General features: G+C 51.2%; 17 protein-coding genes. 10 read left to right on the top strand and 7 right to left on the bottom strand.

Annotated features, from left to right (window positions below; translation table 11 throughout):
* Position 1 precedes the first annotated feature (1 nt).
* Positions 2–553 carry an acyltransferase gene (locus PTW35_RS26290; RefSeq protein WP_281028145.1) on the bottom strand — a complete coding sequence of 184 codons (552 nt, stop codon included), beginning with the start codon at positions 551–553 and terminating at the stop codon, positions 2–4.
* 88 nt (positions 554–641) lie between these two features.
* Positions 642–2,423 (bottom strand): transporter, encoded by a 1,782-nt coding sequence (locus tag PTW35_RS26285; protein ID WP_281028144.1) that lies wholly within the window; start codon positions 2,421–2,423, stop codon positions 642–644.
* Positions 2,424–2,621: 198 nt separating this feature from the next.
* Here PTW35_RS26285 and PTW35_RS26280 point away from each other — a divergent pair, with 198 nt between their 5' ends.
* Entirely contained in the window at positions 2,622–3,533 is a 912-nt protein-coding gene (locus PTW35_RS26280; protein WP_281028143.1) for a LysR family transcriptional regulator, read from the top strand.
* Positions 3,534–3,655: 122 nt separating this feature from the next.
* On the opposite strand, the gene PTW35_RS26275 is transcribed toward PTW35_RS26280, so the two are convergent.
* A complete protein-coding gene (locus PTW35_RS26275) occupies positions 3,656–5,107 on the bottom strand; it encodes a sugar porter family MFS transporter (protein WP_281028142.1) in 1,452 nt (483 codons plus the stop codon).
* Between the two features lie 575 nt (positions 5,108–5,682).
* Between PTW35_RS26275 and iolE the strand changes: the two genes are divergently transcribed.
* From iolE to PTW35_RS26240, 7 genes are all read left to right on the top strand, one after another.
* Positions 5,683–6,576 (top strand): myo-inosose-2 dehydratase, encoded by an 894-nt coding sequence (gene iolE / locus PTW35_RS26270; protein WP_281028141.1) that lies wholly within the window; start codon positions 5,683–5,685, stop codon positions 6,574–6,576.
* Positions 6,577–6,685: 109 nt separating this feature from the next.
* Positions 6,686–8,557, top strand: coding sequence for a 3D-(3,5/4)-trihydroxycyclohexane-1,2-dione acylhydrolase (decyclizing) (gene iolD, locus PTW35_RS26265; RefSeq protein WP_281028140.1), 1,872 nt, complete (start codon positions 6,686–6,688; stop codon positions 8,555–8,557).
* A 127-nt stretch (positions 8,558–8,684) separates the two neighbouring features.
* On the top strand, positions 8,685–9,860 hold the full coding sequence (locus PTW35_RS26260) for a Gfo/Idh/MocA family oxidoreductase (protein WP_281028139.1): 1,176 nt from the start codon (positions 8,685–8,687) through the stop codon (positions 9,858–9,860).
* A 12-nt stretch (positions 9,861–9,872) separates the two neighbouring features.
* Positions 9,873–10,868, top strand: coding sequence for a 5-dehydro-2-deoxygluconokinase (gene iolC / locus PTW35_RS26255; protein ID WP_281028138.1), 996 nt, complete (start codon positions 9,873–9,875; stop codon positions 10,866–10,868).
* Between the two features lie 187 nt (positions 10,869–11,055).
* Positions 11,056–11,925, top strand: a complete 870-nt coding sequence (locus tag PTW35_RS26250; RefSeq protein ID WP_281028137.1) for a 5-deoxy-glucuronate isomerase — start codon at positions 11,056–11,058, stop codon at positions 11,923–11,925.
* Positions 11,926–11,942: 17 nt separating this feature from the next.
* Positions 11,943–12,770 carry a class II fructose-bisphosphate aldolase gene (locus tag PTW35_RS26245; RefSeq protein ID WP_281028136.1) on the top strand — a complete coding sequence of 276 codons (828 nt, stop codon included), beginning with the start codon at positions 11,943–11,945 and terminating at the stop codon, positions 12,768–12,770.
* 61 nt (positions 12,771–12,831) lie between these two features.
* The gene (locus tag PTW35_RS26240) at positions 12,832–13,665 is read left to right on the top strand and encodes a MurR/RpiR family transcriptional regulator (RefSeq protein WP_281028135.1); all 834 of its coding nucleotides are present in this window, start codon (positions 12,832–12,834) and stop codon (positions 13,663–13,665) included.
* 47 nt (positions 13,666–13,712) lie between these two features.
* On the opposite strand, the gene PTW35_RS26235 is transcribed toward PTW35_RS26240, so the two are convergent.
* Positions 13,713–14,507 carry an aminoglycoside 6-adenylyltransferase gene (locus tag PTW35_RS26235; protein ID WP_281028134.1) on the bottom strand — a complete coding sequence of 265 codons (795 nt, stop codon included), beginning with the start codon at positions 14,505–14,507 and terminating at the stop codon, positions 13,713–13,715.
* Between the two features lie 249 nt (positions 14,508–14,756).
* Here PTW35_RS26235 and PTW35_RS26230 point away from each other — a divergent pair, with 249 nt between their 5' ends.
* On the top strand, positions 14,757–15,203 hold the full coding sequence (locus PTW35_RS26230) for a hypothetical protein (RefSeq protein WP_281028133.1): 447 nt from the start codon (positions 14,757–14,759) through the stop codon (positions 15,201–15,203).
* 357 nt (positions 15,204–15,560) lie between these two features.
* Entirely contained in the window at positions 15,561–17,138 is a 1,578-nt protein-coding gene (locus PTW35_RS26225) for an ATP-binding cassette domain-containing protein (RefSeq protein WP_281028132.1), read from the top strand.
* Positions 17,139–17,225: 87 nt separating this feature from the next.
* Here PTW35_RS26225 and PTW35_RS26220 read toward each other — a convergent pair whose 3' ends face one another.
* Genes PTW35_RS26220 through PTW35_RS26210 form a run of 3 tightly spaced genes read right to left on the bottom strand, consistent with a single transcriptional unit; the run spans position 17,226 to position 19,273 of the window.
* Complete coding sequence (locus PTW35_RS26220) at positions 17,226–17,972, bottom strand: phosphatase (protein ID WP_281028131.1); 747 nt, start codon at positions 17,970–17,972, stop codon at positions 17,226–17,228.
* A gap of 38 nt (positions 17,973–18,010) precedes the next feature.
* Positions 18,011–18,745, bottom strand: a complete 735-nt coding sequence (locus PTW35_RS26215) for a nucleoside/nucleotide kinase family protein (protein ID WP_281028130.1) — start codon at positions 18,743–18,745, stop codon at positions 18,011–18,013.
* Between the two features lie 9 nt (positions 18,746–18,754).
* The gene (locus tag PTW35_RS26210) at positions 18,755–19,273 is read right to left on the bottom strand and encodes an MltR family transcriptional regulator (RefSeq protein WP_039469851.1); all 519 of its coding nucleotides are present in this window, start codon (positions 19,271–19,273) and stop codon (positions 18,755–18,757) included.
* Between the last annotated feature and the right edge of the window lie 25 nt (positions 19,274–19,298).

Raw genomic sequence — 19,298 nt, 5'->3', positions numbered from 1 at the left:
ATTATACCTCCTTGTTGTACCAGATGTATTCGCCGCTTTGCGGGTTGATTTCCCCGATCTGCTTGGCAGGCGAGCCTGCCACAATCGCATGCGGGGCGACGTTGCGGGTAACGACCGCGTTGGCACAGACCAAGGCTGATTTGCCAACGGTGACACCGGGCGTGATCACCACACCGGATGTCAGCCAAACGCCGTCTTCGATAATAACTTTGCCTTTTTCTAGGCAACTGCGGTCGCTGAAGTGGCCGGAAGCGGGGTCGAATAAGTGATTGGATGCCACGATAGAGACATGCGGGCCAATCAACACGTTCTCGCCGATGGAGACGTCGCCGTTGATGTAGCTATACAGGCCGATATAACTGTTCTTGGCAATTTGGTTGTCGCCGATGCGGACGATAGCGCCCGGGGCAATGCGTACCCCTTCGTTTTGGAAGCCGAGGATTTGGGCACGGGTATTGTCATCCTCGAAGTTGTTGCTTTGGGTGGTGTAGAGCGTGAATTTTTTGAATTCTTCTTCGCTGAGTTCGCCCCCAAAACGTTGTTGTACTGACATGTTTGTCTCCCGAAAAGAGATAGGAGCAAGGTGCTCCTATCTCAAGTTGTTCAAATAACTGGTTGTTCAAAAGAATTTGATAAACCGTTTAGTTGGTTGCCAGCTTGGCATTGGTTGCTTCATCTAGCTTGCGCTTGGAGCGCAGTAGCAGGAAGCCGATAAAGCCGACAATCGAGGCAACCAATAGGAACAGTGCGCGGCCCCACAATGGGTTAGGCACAAGGGCCAGTGAGGCGAGGAATACCGCTGCCGTTAGCAGCATCTTGCCCAGCATGTCGTGCTGTTTGTTATCCATGCGGATGCTCGCTTCTGTATCTTCAACCACCACTTCAGTATCGATGTTGTTGAAGAACTTGTTGATTTCCGCTGCACGCTCTGGTGATGGCTCCTTGTAGAAGAAGCGCGATAGGACAAAGAATGGCAGGGTAATAGACATGTGGCCGATCACTCCTAGGGTGACAGACTTCATTTCGGCAAACTCACGGGCGCTTATTGGTGCATCTAGGCCCAGAACCGCTTCAATGGCTTGTGGTGTGATACCGAAGGCGATGATGGCTGACACGCCCATACCGACAAGGATTGTGCCCCAGCCTGACCAGTCCGGTGTCTTGCGGATAAAGAAACACATGATGGAAGGAATAAGCACCGGGAAGCCAACCAATGTACCGACCAGCATCATCAGGTCAAACAGGCCGAACTCTTTTAGCGAGGTCAGGAATAGACCGGTTACGATGATCACAACTCCAAATACCGCAGTTAGGATCTTACTGGCCATCATCAGGTGCTTTTCAGAGAAGTCTTTACAGAAGTAAGGCTCGTAAACACTTTTCAGGATGATACCGGCGTTACGGTTCAGGGCAGAGTCCATTGAAGACATGGTAGCTGCGAACATGGCCGCCAGCATTAGGCCAACCATACCGACTGGCATTTCACGGCTGACAAAGATGTAGTAAGTCGCATCGGCTACCTTGTCGCCCAGACCTTCCAAGCCCCAAGTCGCCACATCCGGGTAGTTGCCGGCAACAAACCAGGCTGGCAGGAACCAGATCATTGGGCCTAAGATCATCAGCGAGCAGGCAAGAAGGGCTGCCTTACGGGCGTTCTTGGTATCTTTCGAGGCAATGAAGCGGTAAGAGTCAACCATGTTGTTGGTGCTGAAGAACTGCTTGATGAAGATACAGATAAACCAGCCAACGAACAGGTGGGTGTAGCTGTAGCCGTCACCGATCAGCTGCTGGGTTGGCAGGCCTACTTCAAGCAGGTTGCCAACACCACCTGATTTCCAAATCGCTACCATGGCAGCCACGAATGTCATCACGGTAATGATGATCATCTGCATAAAGTCTGATGCGATAACCGCCCAGCTGCCGCCGACCAGTGACATGAACAGCACAACCAGACCGGCACCGATGATGGTTTGCTCAAGCGGTACCCCGACAACGGCACTGGTAAATACGGCTAGACCGTTTAGCCAGATAGCCGCCTGCAGGACGCTGAGTGGCACGTTGGCCCAGGTGAAAACCTGCTCGTTCACTTTACCCAGGCGCAGTCTTACACCTTGCAGTGGGCTGATCACACGCATTTGGCGCGCTTTGGCGGCAAAGAAGAGGTAGTTACAGAAATAGCCGAGGGCGTTGGCAATAAAGACCACACCCACAGACATGCCGCTAGTTAGCGCTTTACCCATCAGGCCGGTAAAGGTCATGGCGCTCAGAGCCATCATGAACGCACTGGAGCCGACCATCCACCACAGCATCCGGCCGCCTCCGCGGAAGTATTCACTGGTATTGGCGGCTGCGGAGCGGAAGACCCAGCCGAGGCTCATCAAAAAGACGAAGTACACGAGTACGACAAGAATATCGATATCCATATTTGTAGGTTCCTATTGTGATAGGGCAAAGGTGATATAAGGCAACGTTGAGATGTCTCATCCCTTTTGAAGTTGTTCTGGTGCTAGTAACCATGCGGGTAATGAGACCTGATACACGTTTCACTATAGAGACCCTTATCAATCTGGGGAAATGATATTAATGTATAACAATAATACAAATGATGAATGAGCAGTTGGATGGATATAAAAACACTCAGAACTTTCATAACCGTTGCGAAATTAAAGAATTTTTCCGCTGCTGCACGGGAGTTGCATACGGTGCAGCCAACGGTGTCGCGCCATGTGTCCGAGCTGGAAAATGAACTGGGTGTGAAGCTGTTCCAACGAACGACCCATCAGGTTGAGCTCACGAAGGCAGGTGAAGCACTGCTACCTGAAGCGCTGAATATTATTGCCAATGACCAGAGGGTAAAATCGCTGGTGGGACAGACCACCGAACAAGGGGAGTGCCAGATCAATATCGGCTATTTGGCGACGGCTTGCTCATTTTTCCTGCCGCACTTGCTGAGCAACTTTATGGCCTCAAACCCCAACATTCAGACTAACCTGTTTGAAATGACTGCTGATGAGCAGTATCAGGCATTAACCGAGCACAAGATTGATATCGCCTTTTCCCGCCGCCAGCCAAAACTGGACGGTAAGCAGTTTATGGTAGAGAAGATCTACTCCGACCGGCTAATGGCGATTTTGCCGCTCAACCACCTGCTGGCCGAGCGCAAGACGTTGACTCTGAGTGAGCTTCGTAACGAGCGGTTTATCCTGTTTAGGCCCAATGAGTGGACTGAGATGTATGAGCATATCTTGCTGTTGTGTCAGGAACATGGCTTCTCGCCCAATATAAACTGCCACCCGGATAACATGCGCCACCTAGTGACCTCTGTCTCTTCGGGGCTGGGGATCTCCATTGCTCCCAAGTGCATCAAATTTATTGCCCAGGATAACTGTGTTTGTGTGCCGGTCGAAGAAGTGAACTTGGTTTTGCCGCTCTATATGTATTACAAAAGGGAAGGGCTTGTGCCTCAGCAGTCGGATCTGGTCAAAGCGTGTCTCAACAAAGCGCCGGATATCCAGCTGATGCTGCAAAGCTAAATCCTTGCGAAAAGCTCCCCCCTGCAAACTGAAGCTCCCGCAATAAAAAAACAGGCTTACCTCTCGGTAAGCCTGTTTGTCATCCAAATGTGGAGCAATTGGAATCGGGTGGAGCGAGTGGACTAGGCGTTGGCGTTGGCCTCGGCTCCAGTAGTCGCAGTGACTTTCTTGCCAAGTTTCTTCGCCATTGCTTCTTCCATTTTCTCCAGGCTGACGCCTTTGGTCTCAGGTACATATTTGACCACGACGAACATACAGATTATCGACAGCACTGCGAATAGCCAGAAGCTGAAGGCGCCGTTGAAGTGTTCTTTTAGGAAGGCATTTTCGTTCAGCATTGGGAACGACTGGGTTACCAGGAAGCCGGTGAACCACTGGGCACCTACCGCGATAGCCATCGCTCGGGAGCGGATACTGTTCGGGAAGATTTCAGAGATCATGGTCCAGCACGCACAGCCCCAAGAGGTTGCGTACGATACAACGTACAGACACAGAGCAAACAATGCCGCGTAACCTTCAGTACCGGTGTAAAGCACGTAGCCAACTACCGTCATACCTACTGCACAGCCAAACGTACCGTATTTCATCAGTGGCAGGCGGCCGACTTTGTCAATCAGGTACATCCCCAAGGCGTTACCCAGGATGAAGACAATACCGACGAAGGTGGTCTGGAACAGGGCATTCTCAGTACTACCGGTAATCGGCCTTAGGATTTCCGGTGTGTAGTACATGATGACGTTGATACCGGTTAGCTGCTGGGCGGCAGCGACAAAGGTACCGATCACCAAGATAGCGAACAGCAGTGGCGAGCGCAGGCTAACTTGTTTTTTGCCCGGCTGATTGGAATCAGCCAGTGACGCCTGGATCTCGCCGATCAGCTGGTCAGCATGCTTCGGGTTGGAGATGCGGGACAGGGTTTCCTTGGCTTGATCGAGCTTGCCTTTAAGTACCAACCAACGTGGCGACTCAGGGATCAGGAACAGAAGGCCGGCAAACAGCGCAGCAGGGATCACCTCGGAACCCAGCATCCAGCGCCAGCCCATATCAACCAGCCATGCTTCACTCATTCCTTTTGCAATCAGGTAGTTAACATAGAAAACACCGGTCTGACCCACAACAGCAGACTGCTGGAACATACTCACGGCGCGGCCACGGAAGTCTTTCGGTGCCACCTCGGACATGTACATAGGTGACACCACACAGGCCAAGCCTACTGCGACACCACCAACGATGCGAAGTATGACGTAGAACGAGAAGGTGGTTGCCAGTGCAGAACCAATGGCGGAGATCATAAAGAGGATGGCGGCGATGAAGAGGGTGTTACGACGTCCGTATTTTAAAGCGGACCAACCGGCGCTGACGGCACCGATAATACTACCTAGAACAACACTTGATACTGCCCAACCGGTTTGTGCCGGGGTTAAGCCAAAGTGCTCTCTGATAGGACCAATAGCGCCTGAAATAACAGCGGTATCATAACCTAATAAAATTCCCCCTAGGGCTGCGATACAACAGATTCGAATAATGTAAGCAAAATTATGTTTTCGGGCCTCGGCCGCGGTTGTGGGTGACATGTGTTGCTCCTTGATTTATTCCCCCTTCTCTCGCTCAACCATCGAATAAGCATGAGTTGGGTAGCGGTCCGATACGCTGATTACTGTAGGGTATGAGTATCGGCTGTTTTATTTCACCCTTTTATCTGTAGTAGTTATATGGTGCTTTGAAAATATTTTTTCATAAGGTGATGGTTTTATCATATGGAGATAGTCACCTCCCGGCTACACCCAAGAGAGCCTTTTATTCGTAAATGATATCTGGATCAAATAAAGAAAAATATTTTTCACACTTGGTGTTTTGTATAAATTGTTGATTTTAATTGATATTTGCAATGTGTGATCTTGCTCAAGAAACGGCTTGAAGCCGCATGGGGACTGGTTTTTTTCTGTTTTTTTCAAAAAAGTGAAATGCTTTTCAGTGATCGAAAAATATTTTTCATTTTGTGTTTTTTGGTTATAGTGATTTCCAAGTTAAGCGAACGGTGAAGGGCACGAGGTCCTTTGTCCGGATGTGAAAAAAGCATAATCCAGAGCGTTCGCGAATCATCTCATCACGTTAAATTTTTTATTTAAGTTATTGTTGGAGAACAAACATGAGCAATGTGAAATACGGAATCAGCCCACTGACTTGGACTAACGATGATATGCCAGAACTGGGTGGCGAGATCCCATTGGAGACATGTTTGAGCGAAATGGCTGAAGCAGGTTTTACCGGTACTGAGCTAGGTACCAAATACCCTCGCGAGCCAGAAGTACTTATCCCTCTTCTAGAGAAACACGGTCTGGTTCTGGCATCTGGCTGGTACAGCGGTAACTTGATGACGCTGACGGCGGAAGAAGAAATTGCAGCCATGCAGGATCACATCAAACTGCTGAAAGCGGCAGGCTGTAAAGCGATGGTATTCGGTGAAGTGAGCAACACAGTTCACGGTGACATCAATACCCCACTATCTCAGCGCGTTATCCTGACGATGGACGAGTGGAAAGCTTACTGTGAAAAACTCACTATTGTTGCTGAGTACCTACTAAACGAGCATGACATCAAGCTGTCTTTCCACCATCACGTGGGCACCATCTGTGAAACAGAAGATGACATCAACCTAATGATGGAACTGACTGGCGACGCGGTTCACCTAACACTGGACACTGGCCATATCACCTACGGTGGCGGTAACCCTGTCACTATGATCAAGCGCTGGGGCCACCGCATCGGCCACATGCATTTTAAAGACCTACGCCTAGACGTAATGAAGGCCGCTCGTGATGCAGACAAATCATTCCTTAACGCAGTTCTTGATGGTGTATTCACCGTTCCTGGTACTGGCGACGTTGATTACGACGACGTTTTCGCTGCACTGAAAGAGCGTGACTACAAAGGCTGGCTACTGGTTGAAGCCGAGCAGGACCCTGCCAAAGCACACCCACTGACTTACGCGAAAACAGCCTACGAGAATATCACTGGCTACGCGAACAAGTACGGCCTGTAACAAAGAACCCCTGGGGGTGCTAGCCCCCTAATGAATCCCCGGCCGAACCAACTGGGAGGTGTGGCCGGGGTAGGGATGCCCCATCGGGTACTGAATATCGAGGAAGACAATGAAAACTGTACGCCTGACTGTTGCTGAAGCGCTTGCTAAGTACCTTGCAGCACAAATGATTGAAATTGATGGAAAGAAAGAACAACTTTTTGGTGCCGCCTTTGCGATTTTCGGTCACGGTAACGTGACGTGCTTTGGCCAGCAGCTAAAGAATATTGAAGATAAAATCCCAACCTGGCGCGGTCAGAACGAACAGTCGATGGCAACAGCGGCCATTGCGTACGCGAAAGCTAACCAACGTCGCCGAATCGGTATTGCAACCAGCTCTATCGGCCCAGGTGCGACCAACATGGTAACGGCTGCCGGTATCGCGCACACTAACCGTCTACCTCTTCTACTTATCTCAGGTGACGCCTATGTTAGCCGCCTGCCAGATCCAGTTTTGCAGCAGCCGGAGAACTTCGAAGATCCGTCTGTGACATCTAACGATGCCTTCAAGCCGCTAACCCGCTACTGGGACCGCGTTCTGTCGCCATCTCAGCTAATGCACACGTTGCCACAAGCGCTTGATACCATGCTAGACCCTGCCACTTGTGGCCCGGTATTCCTAGGCTTGCCGCAGGATATCCAGGGTGTGGCTTACGACTTCCCTGAAGTGTTCTTTGCCGAGAAGGTACACCGCATTCGCCGTCCAGAGCCAGAAATGATCGTGCTGGAAGAAGCGAAAGAGATTCTGATGCAAGCGAAGAAGCCGCTCATCATCTCGGGTGGCGGTGTTCACTACTCGCTGGCGACTGACGAGCTGGCGGACTTTGCCGGCAAGCACAATATCCCTGTGGTCGAGACCATTGCCGGTCGCGCCACCATGCTGCAGGACAACCCGCTGAATGCCGGCCCAATCGGGGTAACCGGTTCAGACTCTGCCAACCACATGGCCAATGAAGCTGACGTGGTATTGGCTATCGGTACCCGCCTGCAGGACTTCACCACCGGCTCTTGGACTGTCTTCAAGAACCCAGAGATGAAACTGATCAGCATCAACGTGGCGAAATTCGACGCCATCAAGCACATGTCTTACCCAGTACTGGGCGATGCCAAAACATCCATGACCAAGTTGTCTGCACTACTTGGCGACTGGCGTTCAGGCGATGAATGGTCGGCAAAAGCCAAAGCGGAAGCCGATGAGTGGAAAGAGCTGGTGCACCGCCGTACTCACCCACAAGAGGGTGACTTGCTACCGGGCATGTCGTCTTACGCAGAAGTGATCGGCAAGCTGAACACGTCGATGGAAAAAGGCGACACCGTACTGACCGCAGCAGGCGGCCTGCCGGCTGAGCTGTCAATGAACTGGCAGAACTACCAGATCGGCAAATTCGATATCGACTTCGGTTACTCGTGCATGGGCTACGAGATTGCCGGTGGCTGGGGCGCGAAAATCGCCAACCCAGACAACGATGTCGTGGTGCTGGTGGGTGACGGTTCATACCTGATCCAGAACTCAGACATCTACTCATCGGTACTGACTGGCCACAAGATGATTGTGGTGGTGTGTGACAACGGCGGTTTCGCGGTCATCAACAAACTGCAGAACAACACCGGTAACGAGTCGTTCAACAACCTGCTGGCAGACTGCCGCCGCCCAGATGGCGAGCTGGCCCGTGTTGATTTCGCCAAGCACGCCGAAGCACAAGGGGCGATTTCCGAGAAGCTGACTTCTATCGACGAGTTCGATGCCGCCTTTGCCCGCGCTAAAGAAGCTGACCGCACCTACGTGATTGTGGTGGATATCGATCCGGTATCACCGGCAGCATGGTCTAAGTGTGACTGCTGGTGGGAAGTTGGGCTACCTGAAGTGACTCGCAACGAGCACACCGCGAAGAAAGTCGCGGATTGGGAAGAAGGCCGAGCAACCCAGAGACGTGGTGTATAGGGACGCGATGTGTAAGCTCGCGGCTCCTAAGCTAAAACGAATTCCGAACATTTAAATCTTAATATTTCCAATAATTTACCCGCAGGTATCACAGTATGAAGTCGTGATGCCTGCCAAGGAGTGAACCATGTTTAATGAAGAACGTCATTTTGACCAACCAATCCGCTGGGCAATGGTAGGCGGCGGCCGTGGTAGCCAGATCGGTTACTCGCACCGTAATGCCGCGCAGCGCGATGGCTTGTTCAAGCTGGTAGCGGGTGCTTTCGATCTCGACCCTGCACGCTGCCGTGATTTCGGTGAGAACCTAGGCCTTGACGGCGACCGTTGCTACGCCAACTACAAAGAGATGTTCGAGCAAGAAGCCCAGCGCGAAGACGGTATCCAGGCTGTTTCTATCGCTACTCCGAACTCGACCCACTACGAAATCTGTAAGGCGGCGCTGGAAGCGAACCTACACGTGGTGTGTGAAAAACCAATCACCTTCACGACTGAAGAAGCCGAAGAACTGAAGGAGATCGCAGCGAAAAACAACCGTGTTATCGGCGTGATGTACGGCTACAGCGGTTTCCCAATGGTTCAGCAGGCGCGTGAAATGGTCAAGCGTGGCGACCTGGGTGAGATTCGCGTTATCAACATGCAGTTCGCACACGGATTCCACAACGAAGAGTACGAGCTGAACGATCCGGGCCTGAAGTGGCGTGTAAGCCCAGAGGTTTCTGGCCCAACTTACGTACTAGGCGATATCGGTACCCACGCTTTCTACCTGTGCGAAGTGATGACCGGCCTGGAAGTCGACCGCCTGTCTTGCATGCGCCAGAGCTTCATCAAGTCGCGCGCGCCGCTAGAAGACAATGCCCACGTGATGTTGGAGTTCAAAGGCGGTGCAGTCGGTACGCTTTGGGCATCAGCCGTGAACTCAGGCTCTATGCACCAGCAGAAGATCCGCATCGTCGGCTCTAAAGCGTCTATCGAGTGGTGGGACGAGCAGCCAAACCAGCTTCGTTACGAAATCCAGGGCGAGCCACCTCGCATCCTAGACCGTGGTATGGGCTACCTGTACCAAGATGCCGAAGGTGTGGCAGCCAACCGCGTTGGCGGTGGTCACGCTGAAGGTTACTTCGAGTCTTGGGCAAACCTGTACCACCGCTTTGCACTGGCATTCGACGCGGCAGACCGCGACGACCAAGCCACCCTTGCGGGTATTTGGTTCCCGGGTATCGATGCCGGTATCGAAGGCGTGCGCCTGTGTGAGAAGTGCGTCGAGTCGGCAGACCAGAACGCAGCTTGGGTTGATTACGAGTAATAGGAACGGACCATGACAAAGATTGCACTTCAGCAAGACCGCAAGCTGGATGCCATCGTGTTGGGACGTGCGGGCGTAGACCTTTACGCCCGTGAATCAAACACGGACATGGCTGATATTTCAGGCTTCAACAAATTCGTCGGCGGCTCGGCAGCCAATATCGCAGTGGCTGTGAGCAAGCTTGGCGGCAAGGTCGGGTTTATTGGTTGCGTCGCTGATGATGCATTCGGCGGCTACGTGAAGCAGTACATGTCAGGCCAGGGCATCAACCTTGACGGCATGATGACCGACAACTCGGGCTCGCGCACTTCCGTCGCGTTTACCGAGATGAAGCCAAGTGACTGTACGGTTCTGATTTACCGCAACAAGGCCTCTGACTTGACCATCAAGCCAGAGCAGATCGACCCAGCCTACATTGCCAGCTCGAAAGTGTTGGTGGTCACCGGTACGGCGCTGTCTGAAAGCCCAAGCCGCGAAGCCACGCTTATTGCGATGGAGCATGCGCGCCGCAGCAATACGCTAGTGGTACTGGATGTCGACTACCGTCCATATTCATGGCGTACCGATGTCGATGCGTCTATCTACTACGGCATTGCCGCGGGCCTTTCCGATATCGTGATCGGCAACCGAGAAGAATTCGACATGATGGAAACCGTGCTGGCACCGGGCAACAAGGACGACGATGCCACCGCCGAGCGCTTCCTGCGCGCCAATACCCAAGTGGTAGTGATTAAAGCGGGCGAGTTCGGTTCGAAAGTGTACTGCCGCGACGGCCACAAGTTCCAGCAGGGGATCTTCCGCGTTGAGGTACAGAAGCCGTTCGGCTCGGGTGACTCATTCGCTGGCGGCCTGATCTGGACCCTGGTTAACGGCGGCGAGCTGGAAGACGGCGTCAAGCACGGTTCGGCAGCGGCGGCGATCAATGTCAGCGGCAACAGCTGTACCGAAGCGATGCCGACCAAGGAACAATTATTCGACTTTATTGAGACCAGAGAACAAAGCCTTTAACAGTCACCTCCGGACGAAGTGATTAAAGGTATTTCGGTCAGCCGGGTCAGTGCAGCGTAGTTACTTTCAGTCCTCTATCTGCACACACCATCGAGACCCGGCTTTTTTATTCCCTTTATACAGAACCAATTATTACATGGCTGTGCTGATTACATCCCAAGGTTAATCAGGCAGTGAGGAGAGAGTCATGGGTAAGCATATCCCACCGTTTGATAATAAAAACCAACCTATCATCGATGTGAACGATGAAGTCACACCGCTGTGTTATTTCAACCAAGTCCGTTTGGCGCAGGGTGAGCAGCACCAGCATGTTGTTGAAGGTTACGAGTCCGTTATCGTCCTTGCTGGCGGCACCTGTTCGATCACTGTGACCAATGGCGAGAAGACCGAAGTGTACGACAATATCGGTAAGCGTAAATCGGTATGGGATGGCAACCCTGAAGCGGTCTATGTGCCGCTTGGCTACAGCGCAACCATTGACTGTGTCAGCGATACGGCTGATGTGATGATCGCCGGGGGTAAGTTCGAACAATCACTGGAACCTTTCTGCATCCGCGAAGAGAATGTCGATATCGTTCAGTACGGCTCGGATGACACTAAAACCCACCGTAAGATCAAACACGTACTGGGCCAGTCGAATGCCGACAACCGTGGACGCCTATTGGTCAGTGAGCTGTTTACTGTTGGTGCCGGTGGTTGGTCTGGCTTCCCTCCTCACAAGCACGATGAAGATCGAGTTAAGCCTGATGGCAGCAAAGAGACATTGTACGAAGAAGTGTACCAGTTCCGCTTCAACCCAGACTTCGGCTTCGGTGCCCAGTTCCTCTACGAGCATGAAGATGACTTCGGCCCGGTTTACCACGTCCGTACCGGCTCGGTGATCGCCATCGACAAAGGCTACCATCCAAGTGTGGCAGCGCCGGGTTACGAGATGTACTACTTCACCATCATCGTCGGTAAAACCGAGAAGTCATTGATCCAGCATTTTGATCCGCACCACGAATACCAAGTCGAAACGATCCCTGGCATCAAGGACATGATCGCCAAGTTCAAATAACACGGAGGCTTTCCACTATGCTCGTCAATTTAAAAGATCTTTTGCCTGAAGCCGCGGCTTCCGACTATGCAGTTCCTTGCTTCAACGTATTCGGTTACGAAGATGCCCGTGCGGTTGTCGAAGCGGCTGAGGCAGTGAACAAGCCGGTGATCCTGGCCTGCAACAAGGATGTGGCGGACTTCTACGGGGTAGAAACCGCAGCGGCGATGTTCCTGGCGCTGGCGAAAAACAGCTCGGTGCCGGTGTGTCTGCACCTCGATCATACCTATGAGGAAGAGATCGTGTTCCGCGCGCTGAAAGCCGGCTTTAGCTCGGTGATGTTCGATGGCTCCCAGCTGCCGCTCGAAGAGAATATCGCCCGTACCCGCGCCGTGGCCGACGTTGCCCACGCGCTGGGCGCTTCGGTCGAAGGCGAGATTGGCTCGGTGCCTTATGATGAAGGCCGCGACCACATCAAATCAATCTATACCGAAGCAGAAGAAGCCGCCCGCTTCGCCAAGGAAAGTGGTGCCGACTGTGTTGCTGTATCGGTGGGTAATGTACACCGCTTGACCGAGCCAACCTGCACCATTGATTTTGGCCGCTTGGACAAGATTGCCAGCATGGTGGATATTCCCTTGGTTATCCATGGCACCAGCGGGATCCGCGATGAGGATATGGAAGTGCTCAAGCGTACCCGCGTATCGAAATTCAACATCGGTACCTGCTTGCGCCAGGCGCTGGGGCATGGACTTCGCGACTTCATGAATGAAGAGCCAGAGAAGTTTGACCGGATTTATTTCATGAAGAAGGCAATGCCTTTGGTGAAGGAAGAAGCGATTCGTAATTTCAAACTGCTGTCGTAATAAAAACTTTGCCCTGCTGATTGCAGGGCTTTTTTGGTTCAGCGCAGGAGAGCATCAAGATATGGAAGTAGCCGAGCTTGTTCCTACCGATTTAGATACCCTCAAAGATCACATTGTCAGGCGCTATGACGACTTGAGTCCGCGTCTACAGCAGGTGGCCGACTTTGCCATGGCCCAGCCAATGCTGGTGGCTGTCGAAACCATGGTTACCATCGCCGAGCAGGCCGGTGTGCCGTTGTCCACCCTTAGCCGTTTCTCCAATGCCATGGGCTTTTCTGGGTTCAGCTCGATGCAAGCCGTTTTTCGGGATCACTACTTCAACCGCCCGCGTGATTACAAAGAGCGGGTACGCAAGGCGAAGAATGAAGCGGAGTTTGGCCCGGATTCCGCCGCGGCGATTTTCCATGATTTCGGCGCGGCAAATATTGAGGCCATGGAGCAGCTGCAAATCACGGTGTCGCCACAGAAGCTGGACAGGGCGGTTAGCTTGCTTGAAGGGGCCGAGACGATTTACATCCAGGGTATGCGGCGGGCGTATCCCGTGGCTTTCTACCTTTGGTATGCCTTGATGAAATCCAATAACAATGTTGTATTGATTGATGATAACGGTGGGATGCTATCGCCGCTGACCCGCCTGATGGGTGAGAGAGACGTATTGGTTACCTTCACTTTCAGCCCATATGCGCCGGAAACCACCGACGTTATCGACCTTGCTTACCAAAAGAAGGTGCCGATTATTGCCATCACCGATAACCAAATGATGGAGCAGGGCAACAAGATGGATGTCTGCTTCGAGGTGCAGGAAGGGGATAATTTGGGCTTCCGCTCACTCAGTTGCTCGGTCTATCTGGCCCAGACCTTGGCGGTGAGTTTAATGTGCAAAGATACCCAATAGAGCCTCACTTGAGGCTCTATTTCATTTATAGGATTAACTTGAGGTTATTACTCGCCACACTCTTTGTTGAGGTAGGCCTCCGCAACCGTTTGGGCTTCGGCGTTGGTGTTCACCGTTTCTTTCTCGCGCAGCTCAAGATAAAGCCCTACGCATTTTTTCACCGCTTTGGTCAAAGAGGCCGGTTCAGGTTTCGCTACCGTTTCTTCAAGTTGTTTGGCAAATTCCGGCAGGTACTTTTCGACCTTGCGCACGCCGAATGGGGTGAAACCGCCTTGTTTCAATGCCAGAGGTGACAGCACAACCTGGCGGATAAAGGAAATAAACTCAAGCGTTTCAAAATATTCGCCTCGGGCAATTTTGGTTGCCGCGTAGTGGGTCCAGATCCAGAACCTGTCTTCAATCCATTGTGGATCCGGTTGTGGGAAATGGTGCTGGGAGTGTTGGTAGACATCCGATAGGTAACTTTCCCGCTCCCACACGACTTTTGTCTCATCAACACGGGTAGCGGCATCCGGCAGGGCAACGAACTTGAGGTCGACGTGCACAGTATTTGGTTCGAACAGGGCGATAACCAGACGTGGTTCACCGACGTGTTCTCCGGTAAAGGCGGCGAGTTTGCCCTCAACACGGTCAATGATCTCGAAACGCTCTTTCATGATGTCGTCGAATTCAGAGGGTTCAACCGCGATAACCAAATCGAGATCGCTGTACTTGTCCATGGAATCAGCAGCAAACGAGCCGCTGGCACCAATACCGAGAATGCGAGGATCCTGCGAGAAAGCCGCAATGATTTTTTCTAGAAGCTGCTGATGAGTGCTTGGAAGTGTTTGTGGAAACTTCATATTTTACCTATTTAATTTATTGAAACTGCTGACGCAGCCACTGCGGTAAAATGAGCGCAGCATTACAGAGTGCCAAAGATTAAAAGATATTACTAGTGGCTTGGTTGGCTGATTTATAGGTGAAGAAAAAAGCGCGTAAGCAAGCGAAGGCAAGATGACGTTTTGGGGATATGAACTAGGCACTAAAGTGGTTTAAAGTAGACAGGCTGTAAATGGATTTATATGCCCAAATGGAAGGGGAATATCGCAATGAGAAAGTTAACGGGCTCAACGTTAGTTCAAAAAGAGGCACTGTTATTGGTGTCTTTGGTATTTATCGTTGGTTTTTTGATTTTTGTTCTTGTCTCTGGTGTTTATAAAGAAAACCTCTTCGCGTTACTCATACCTATATTTATGAGTGTTGTGGCTTTTATTCTGTATAAGAGAAAACTGAGTGATGTGTCTTATGAAGTGATAGATTACGGTGACTATTTGCTCTTTAAGAAAGGCGATTCGAGCCAGCTTGTTGATTTCAATGAAATTAAGCACGTTTACGGCGAGAAAGGAAAACCGGAAAGAATCATTGTTGAGCTAAAGGAAAGCGGCACTATAGGGAAACGACTTGTATTTGCGGTTCCCGAAAGGATTTTTCAATATACAGAGAATCCACTTGTTATAGAGCTAAGAGAGCGAATGGAAGCTACTTCAAAGTCTTAGCTCCCACACTTCTAAACAGGCTTCTTTTGCTTGCTTAGTACTGAGTGTCTTGGATAAAATTCCCCCATCATTTCTCTAGGAGCTAACGCCGACATGAACAACTAACTTCCTGACAGCCAGTTTTTATTATCTTGGACTCTCGGGGTTAGTGGGCGTTACTTCGTCATATCTTCTCTATCTAAAATATCTATTTGCGCTTGTTGCTAAGGCTTTTTGCTGACATCTGAATGTTTGTCCGAGCGCACAGTGGGATCAAAGTAACTGCCTGGTCATTCTATTGGCGTAGAAAGACGTAACCCCTTGTTTAATAACAATCACATTAGAAATTTAGTGTGATTGATAAATAGGGAGGTATTTATGCCTGCATTAATCGCCCATCAATTAGCTTTTCAGTTAGACACTGGGGAGTGGCTATTTCAACACCTCAACATCAGCTTGAATGACAAGCTGACCGGCTTGGTCGGCCGCAACGGCGTGGGCAAGTCGGTGTTATTATCATTGCTGCTTGGAAAATTAACGCCGACAACAGGGGGCGTTTCTTGCCAGGGGCAGATCGGCCTCTATTCCCAGCAACCTTCAAAATTACTGACAAGTACGCAGACGGTTGGTGAATTTATTGGGGTTAGTAATAAGCTGGCCGCTATCAAAGCGGTAGAGCAAGGCCAATGCGATGCCCATTATTTTGACATCATTGCCGATGACTGGGAGGTTACGACGCGAACCCAGCAGTTGTTGGCGGAACTTGGGTTACCGGCTTCGCCAGAGGCCCTGTGCCGTGACTTGAGCGGCGGGCAACTGGCACTGTTGCAGCTGCACCAGCTGTTTCAATCACAGGTTGATATCTTGCTGCTCGATGAGCCCTCCAACCACCTTGATGCCCGAGGCCGCCAGTGGCTCATCGGCCAACTCCAGCAGTTTTCCGGAAAAGCCCTGGTGGTCAGCCATGATAGGGAATTGCTCCGTCATGTTGAGGGTATTTACCACCTAACCAGCTTGGGATTGCAGTATTACCAGGGAAACTACGATGCCTTCTTTAGCCAGCATACCCTCAAGGAAAATGCACTCGATAGGCAGATCACCCAGCTTAAGTCAGAGCAAAAGAAAATCGAGCGTCAGCAGCAAGCGAGCAAGGAAAAAGCCCAGCAGCGCCAGGCGCAAGGGAACCGGCTGAGGAAAACCGGCAGCCAGCCCAAAATCTTGCTTGATGCGATGAAAGACAAGGCGGAGCAGAGCCAATCTGCCGCCGCAACGAACCATCAGAACCAGCTTAAACGCAGCCAGCAAAAGCTTTCTGCGTTGCAACAGCAGCAGGAAGCCATAAAGCCACGCTATTTGTATTTGGCAGAGTTCGGCCAGGCAAAAAAGACAACCGTACTTAGAGTTGAAGGCTATCTGTTGCCCTATGGCACCCCTGAACCCGTAAACTTGGTGCTGGTGCAATCAGAGCGTTGCTATCTGACGGGGGGCAATGGCAGTGGCAAATCCACCCTGCTCAAGGCGATTCACCATCAAGCTGAAATGCCATCGAGAACAATGACTGTCAATGCAACAACAGAGTATCTCGATCAGCACTTCAGCCTGCTCAGCGACGACAGCACCATGCTGGAGTGTCTGATGGACTATTGCGATGGCATGAGCGAAAGCGATGCCAGAACCTTGCTGGCCGGCATAGGTTTTCGCCGTGACAGTGTCTACCGCCGGGTGATGTATTTAAGTGGCGGGGAAAAGATGAAGCTGGCGATTTTGATGGTCAGCCATCTTTCCGAGCAGCCTGTGCTACTGCTTGATGAGCCCGACAATCATTTGGATATCGACGCCAAGCAACAACTGGCGCAGGCGCTAAGCCAGTATCGGGGGGCGTTTATTCTAGTGAGCCATGATAGGGACTTTGCCGAGGCGATCAGGTTTGACAAGGAGTGTGCACTGACGAGTTGACGCAAAGTAATGGTCAACATGCTGTTTGCATAAATATAAATGCCGACATTGCGTCGGCATTTCAACGTCCCAATATGTCGATCCTAATTAATACAAACCGGCGAATTCGGTGATCTCTGGTTTGCCGCGCAGCAGCAGGAAGTTGAGAAAGCGGCTAGTCGATGTCGTTAGGATTTGCTCTTCACTGACACCGTGCTTTTCCAGCAATGCAATGGCGAGATCGAGCCGGGCAATTTCTTCGCAGAAGTGGGCATCGGAGCCGGTGGTGAAATACACCCCGATCTCTTTGCCGATCTCGACGATATTGCTGCAGCGCACGTCGCTGCCTTTGCGGCTTTTGCCGGTCAGTGAGGTGTTGTTGACCTCGATGGCCACGTTATGCGCCTTGGCACAACTGAGTACCTGCTCGATATCGAACGGGTAGTTGGGGTTGCCCAGGTGGCCTAGCACATCCACCCGGCCGCTCTTGATGACATTGACGAGGGCGGCAGTATGCTCGGCCTCAGTCGCCGGTTTGAAGACCGGCTCATGGAAGCTGGCGATAACCCAGTCCAGGTGCTGGTCTGTTGATGCGGGCAGGTCGATCTCGCCCTTCACATTGAGCGTATTGGCCTCTACCCCGCGCAGGATCCCCACCTCATGTAAGAAGCGGGGCAAAATCCGCTGGTTGTTGAAGTGCCAGTAGTGAGGGGCCCCAGGCATTTCAGGCGCATGGTCGGTGGTGCAAAGCAGCTTCAGCTGCTTGTTCTTGGCAGCCTGAGCGTTTTCGATAATGGTGCTGTATGCATGTCCACTGGCTATGGTGTGGGTGTGGCTATCAATCACGATCTCCATAGTGATCTCCTTGTTCTGCTCCTACAATGGTGGACAGCTTATTGGATTTCAAATGAACCGTCTCGGTTCATAAACAAATTCAAATCAGCCTTGATGGAGTGGTTAAGGACTTTCTCGACATTCACGGCATCCGATTTTTGGTAAAAAGCCAAGGCCTCCTCCGGCGAACTGCCGCCCCGGATTTTCCGGTTGACCAAGCGCGCTTGCAGAAACTCGGGTTGGGTATCGATAAAGACCGTGAAGTCTGCCAGATTGTACAGTCCCTGCCACACCGGCTCGTCAAGCAACAGCCAGTTACCCTCAACCACCACAATGTTACGCGTGACGTCAATGGCATCATCGACCGGATCGTGCAGGTTTCTGTCGTAATAAGGCCACTTGGGATCTTTCACTTTGAGCTGTTTAAGCTTGTCGATGAGTTCGGTTAAATTGAAGGTTTCGTAGCAGCCTTTGATACTGCGCAGGGGAATGGTTTCGCCATTGCGCTCAATGGTGTTGTTGTCGAGAATGTCATTCGGGTAGTGGAAGCCATCAAAAGGCAGTACTTGCAAAGGCTCCAGCTGGTCGTCTTGTTCGGATAAATATTCCCAAAATGCCGCGAGGGTGGATTTTCCGCTACCTGGAGGCGCGCTGAGAAATATCACGATGCGCTGCTGGGTTTCTTGGTAGAGGCGAGTAAATTTCTCCACCAGGGGTTTATGAATGGTCTTGATATCTTTATCGGGAAATACCGCTTCGGTATCGAATCCACTGATGTTCAAATTCACTTTCATCGTGAGGCCTCATTGTTTGATCTCTCTTTCGATGTTTTCTAATAACAGTTCACAGGACAGGTTGAGCACGGTTTTGATCAGTGCTTCGTATCTCATTTGTGAAAAAGCTTCGAAAGAGGAAAACTTTAATTTGTTGATGGACTCAAGATAAAAGCCATCTTGCTGTGACGAGAGTACCGATTGGCTTTTAATGAAGTCGTAAACCACATCATCACCATAGGAAACTTTGTCGGTCAGGGCCACGGCATAGTCCAATGTCTGGTTGTATAAGCCAATATCCGCATAGGTTTCCAGTGAGATTTTACCCATTGCAAACATCAGCTTAGAGACGACATCAGTTGTAACCAGCGGGCCATCTTCCCTCAGCAAGGGTTCCACAGCATACTCCATGACCAATTCGTCCTGGACGAATACCTTAGGGAGTAATGCTTTTAACTTGAGGTTTATTATTTTGTTAGAAACCTGAAGAAACGAAGTGGCATTATCGCACTCCTCCAGTTTCTTCAGTAATTCATGTTCACGTGACAACGTTTGTGACCTCTTCATTATGTGG

The organism is Photobacterium sp. DA100, assembly GCF_029223585.1.
Taxonomy (GTDB): domain Bacteria; phylum Pseudomonadota; class Gammaproteobacteria; order Enterobacterales; family Vibrionaceae; genus Photobacterium.
This window is presented reverse-complemented; position numbering and strand designations above follow the sequence as displayed.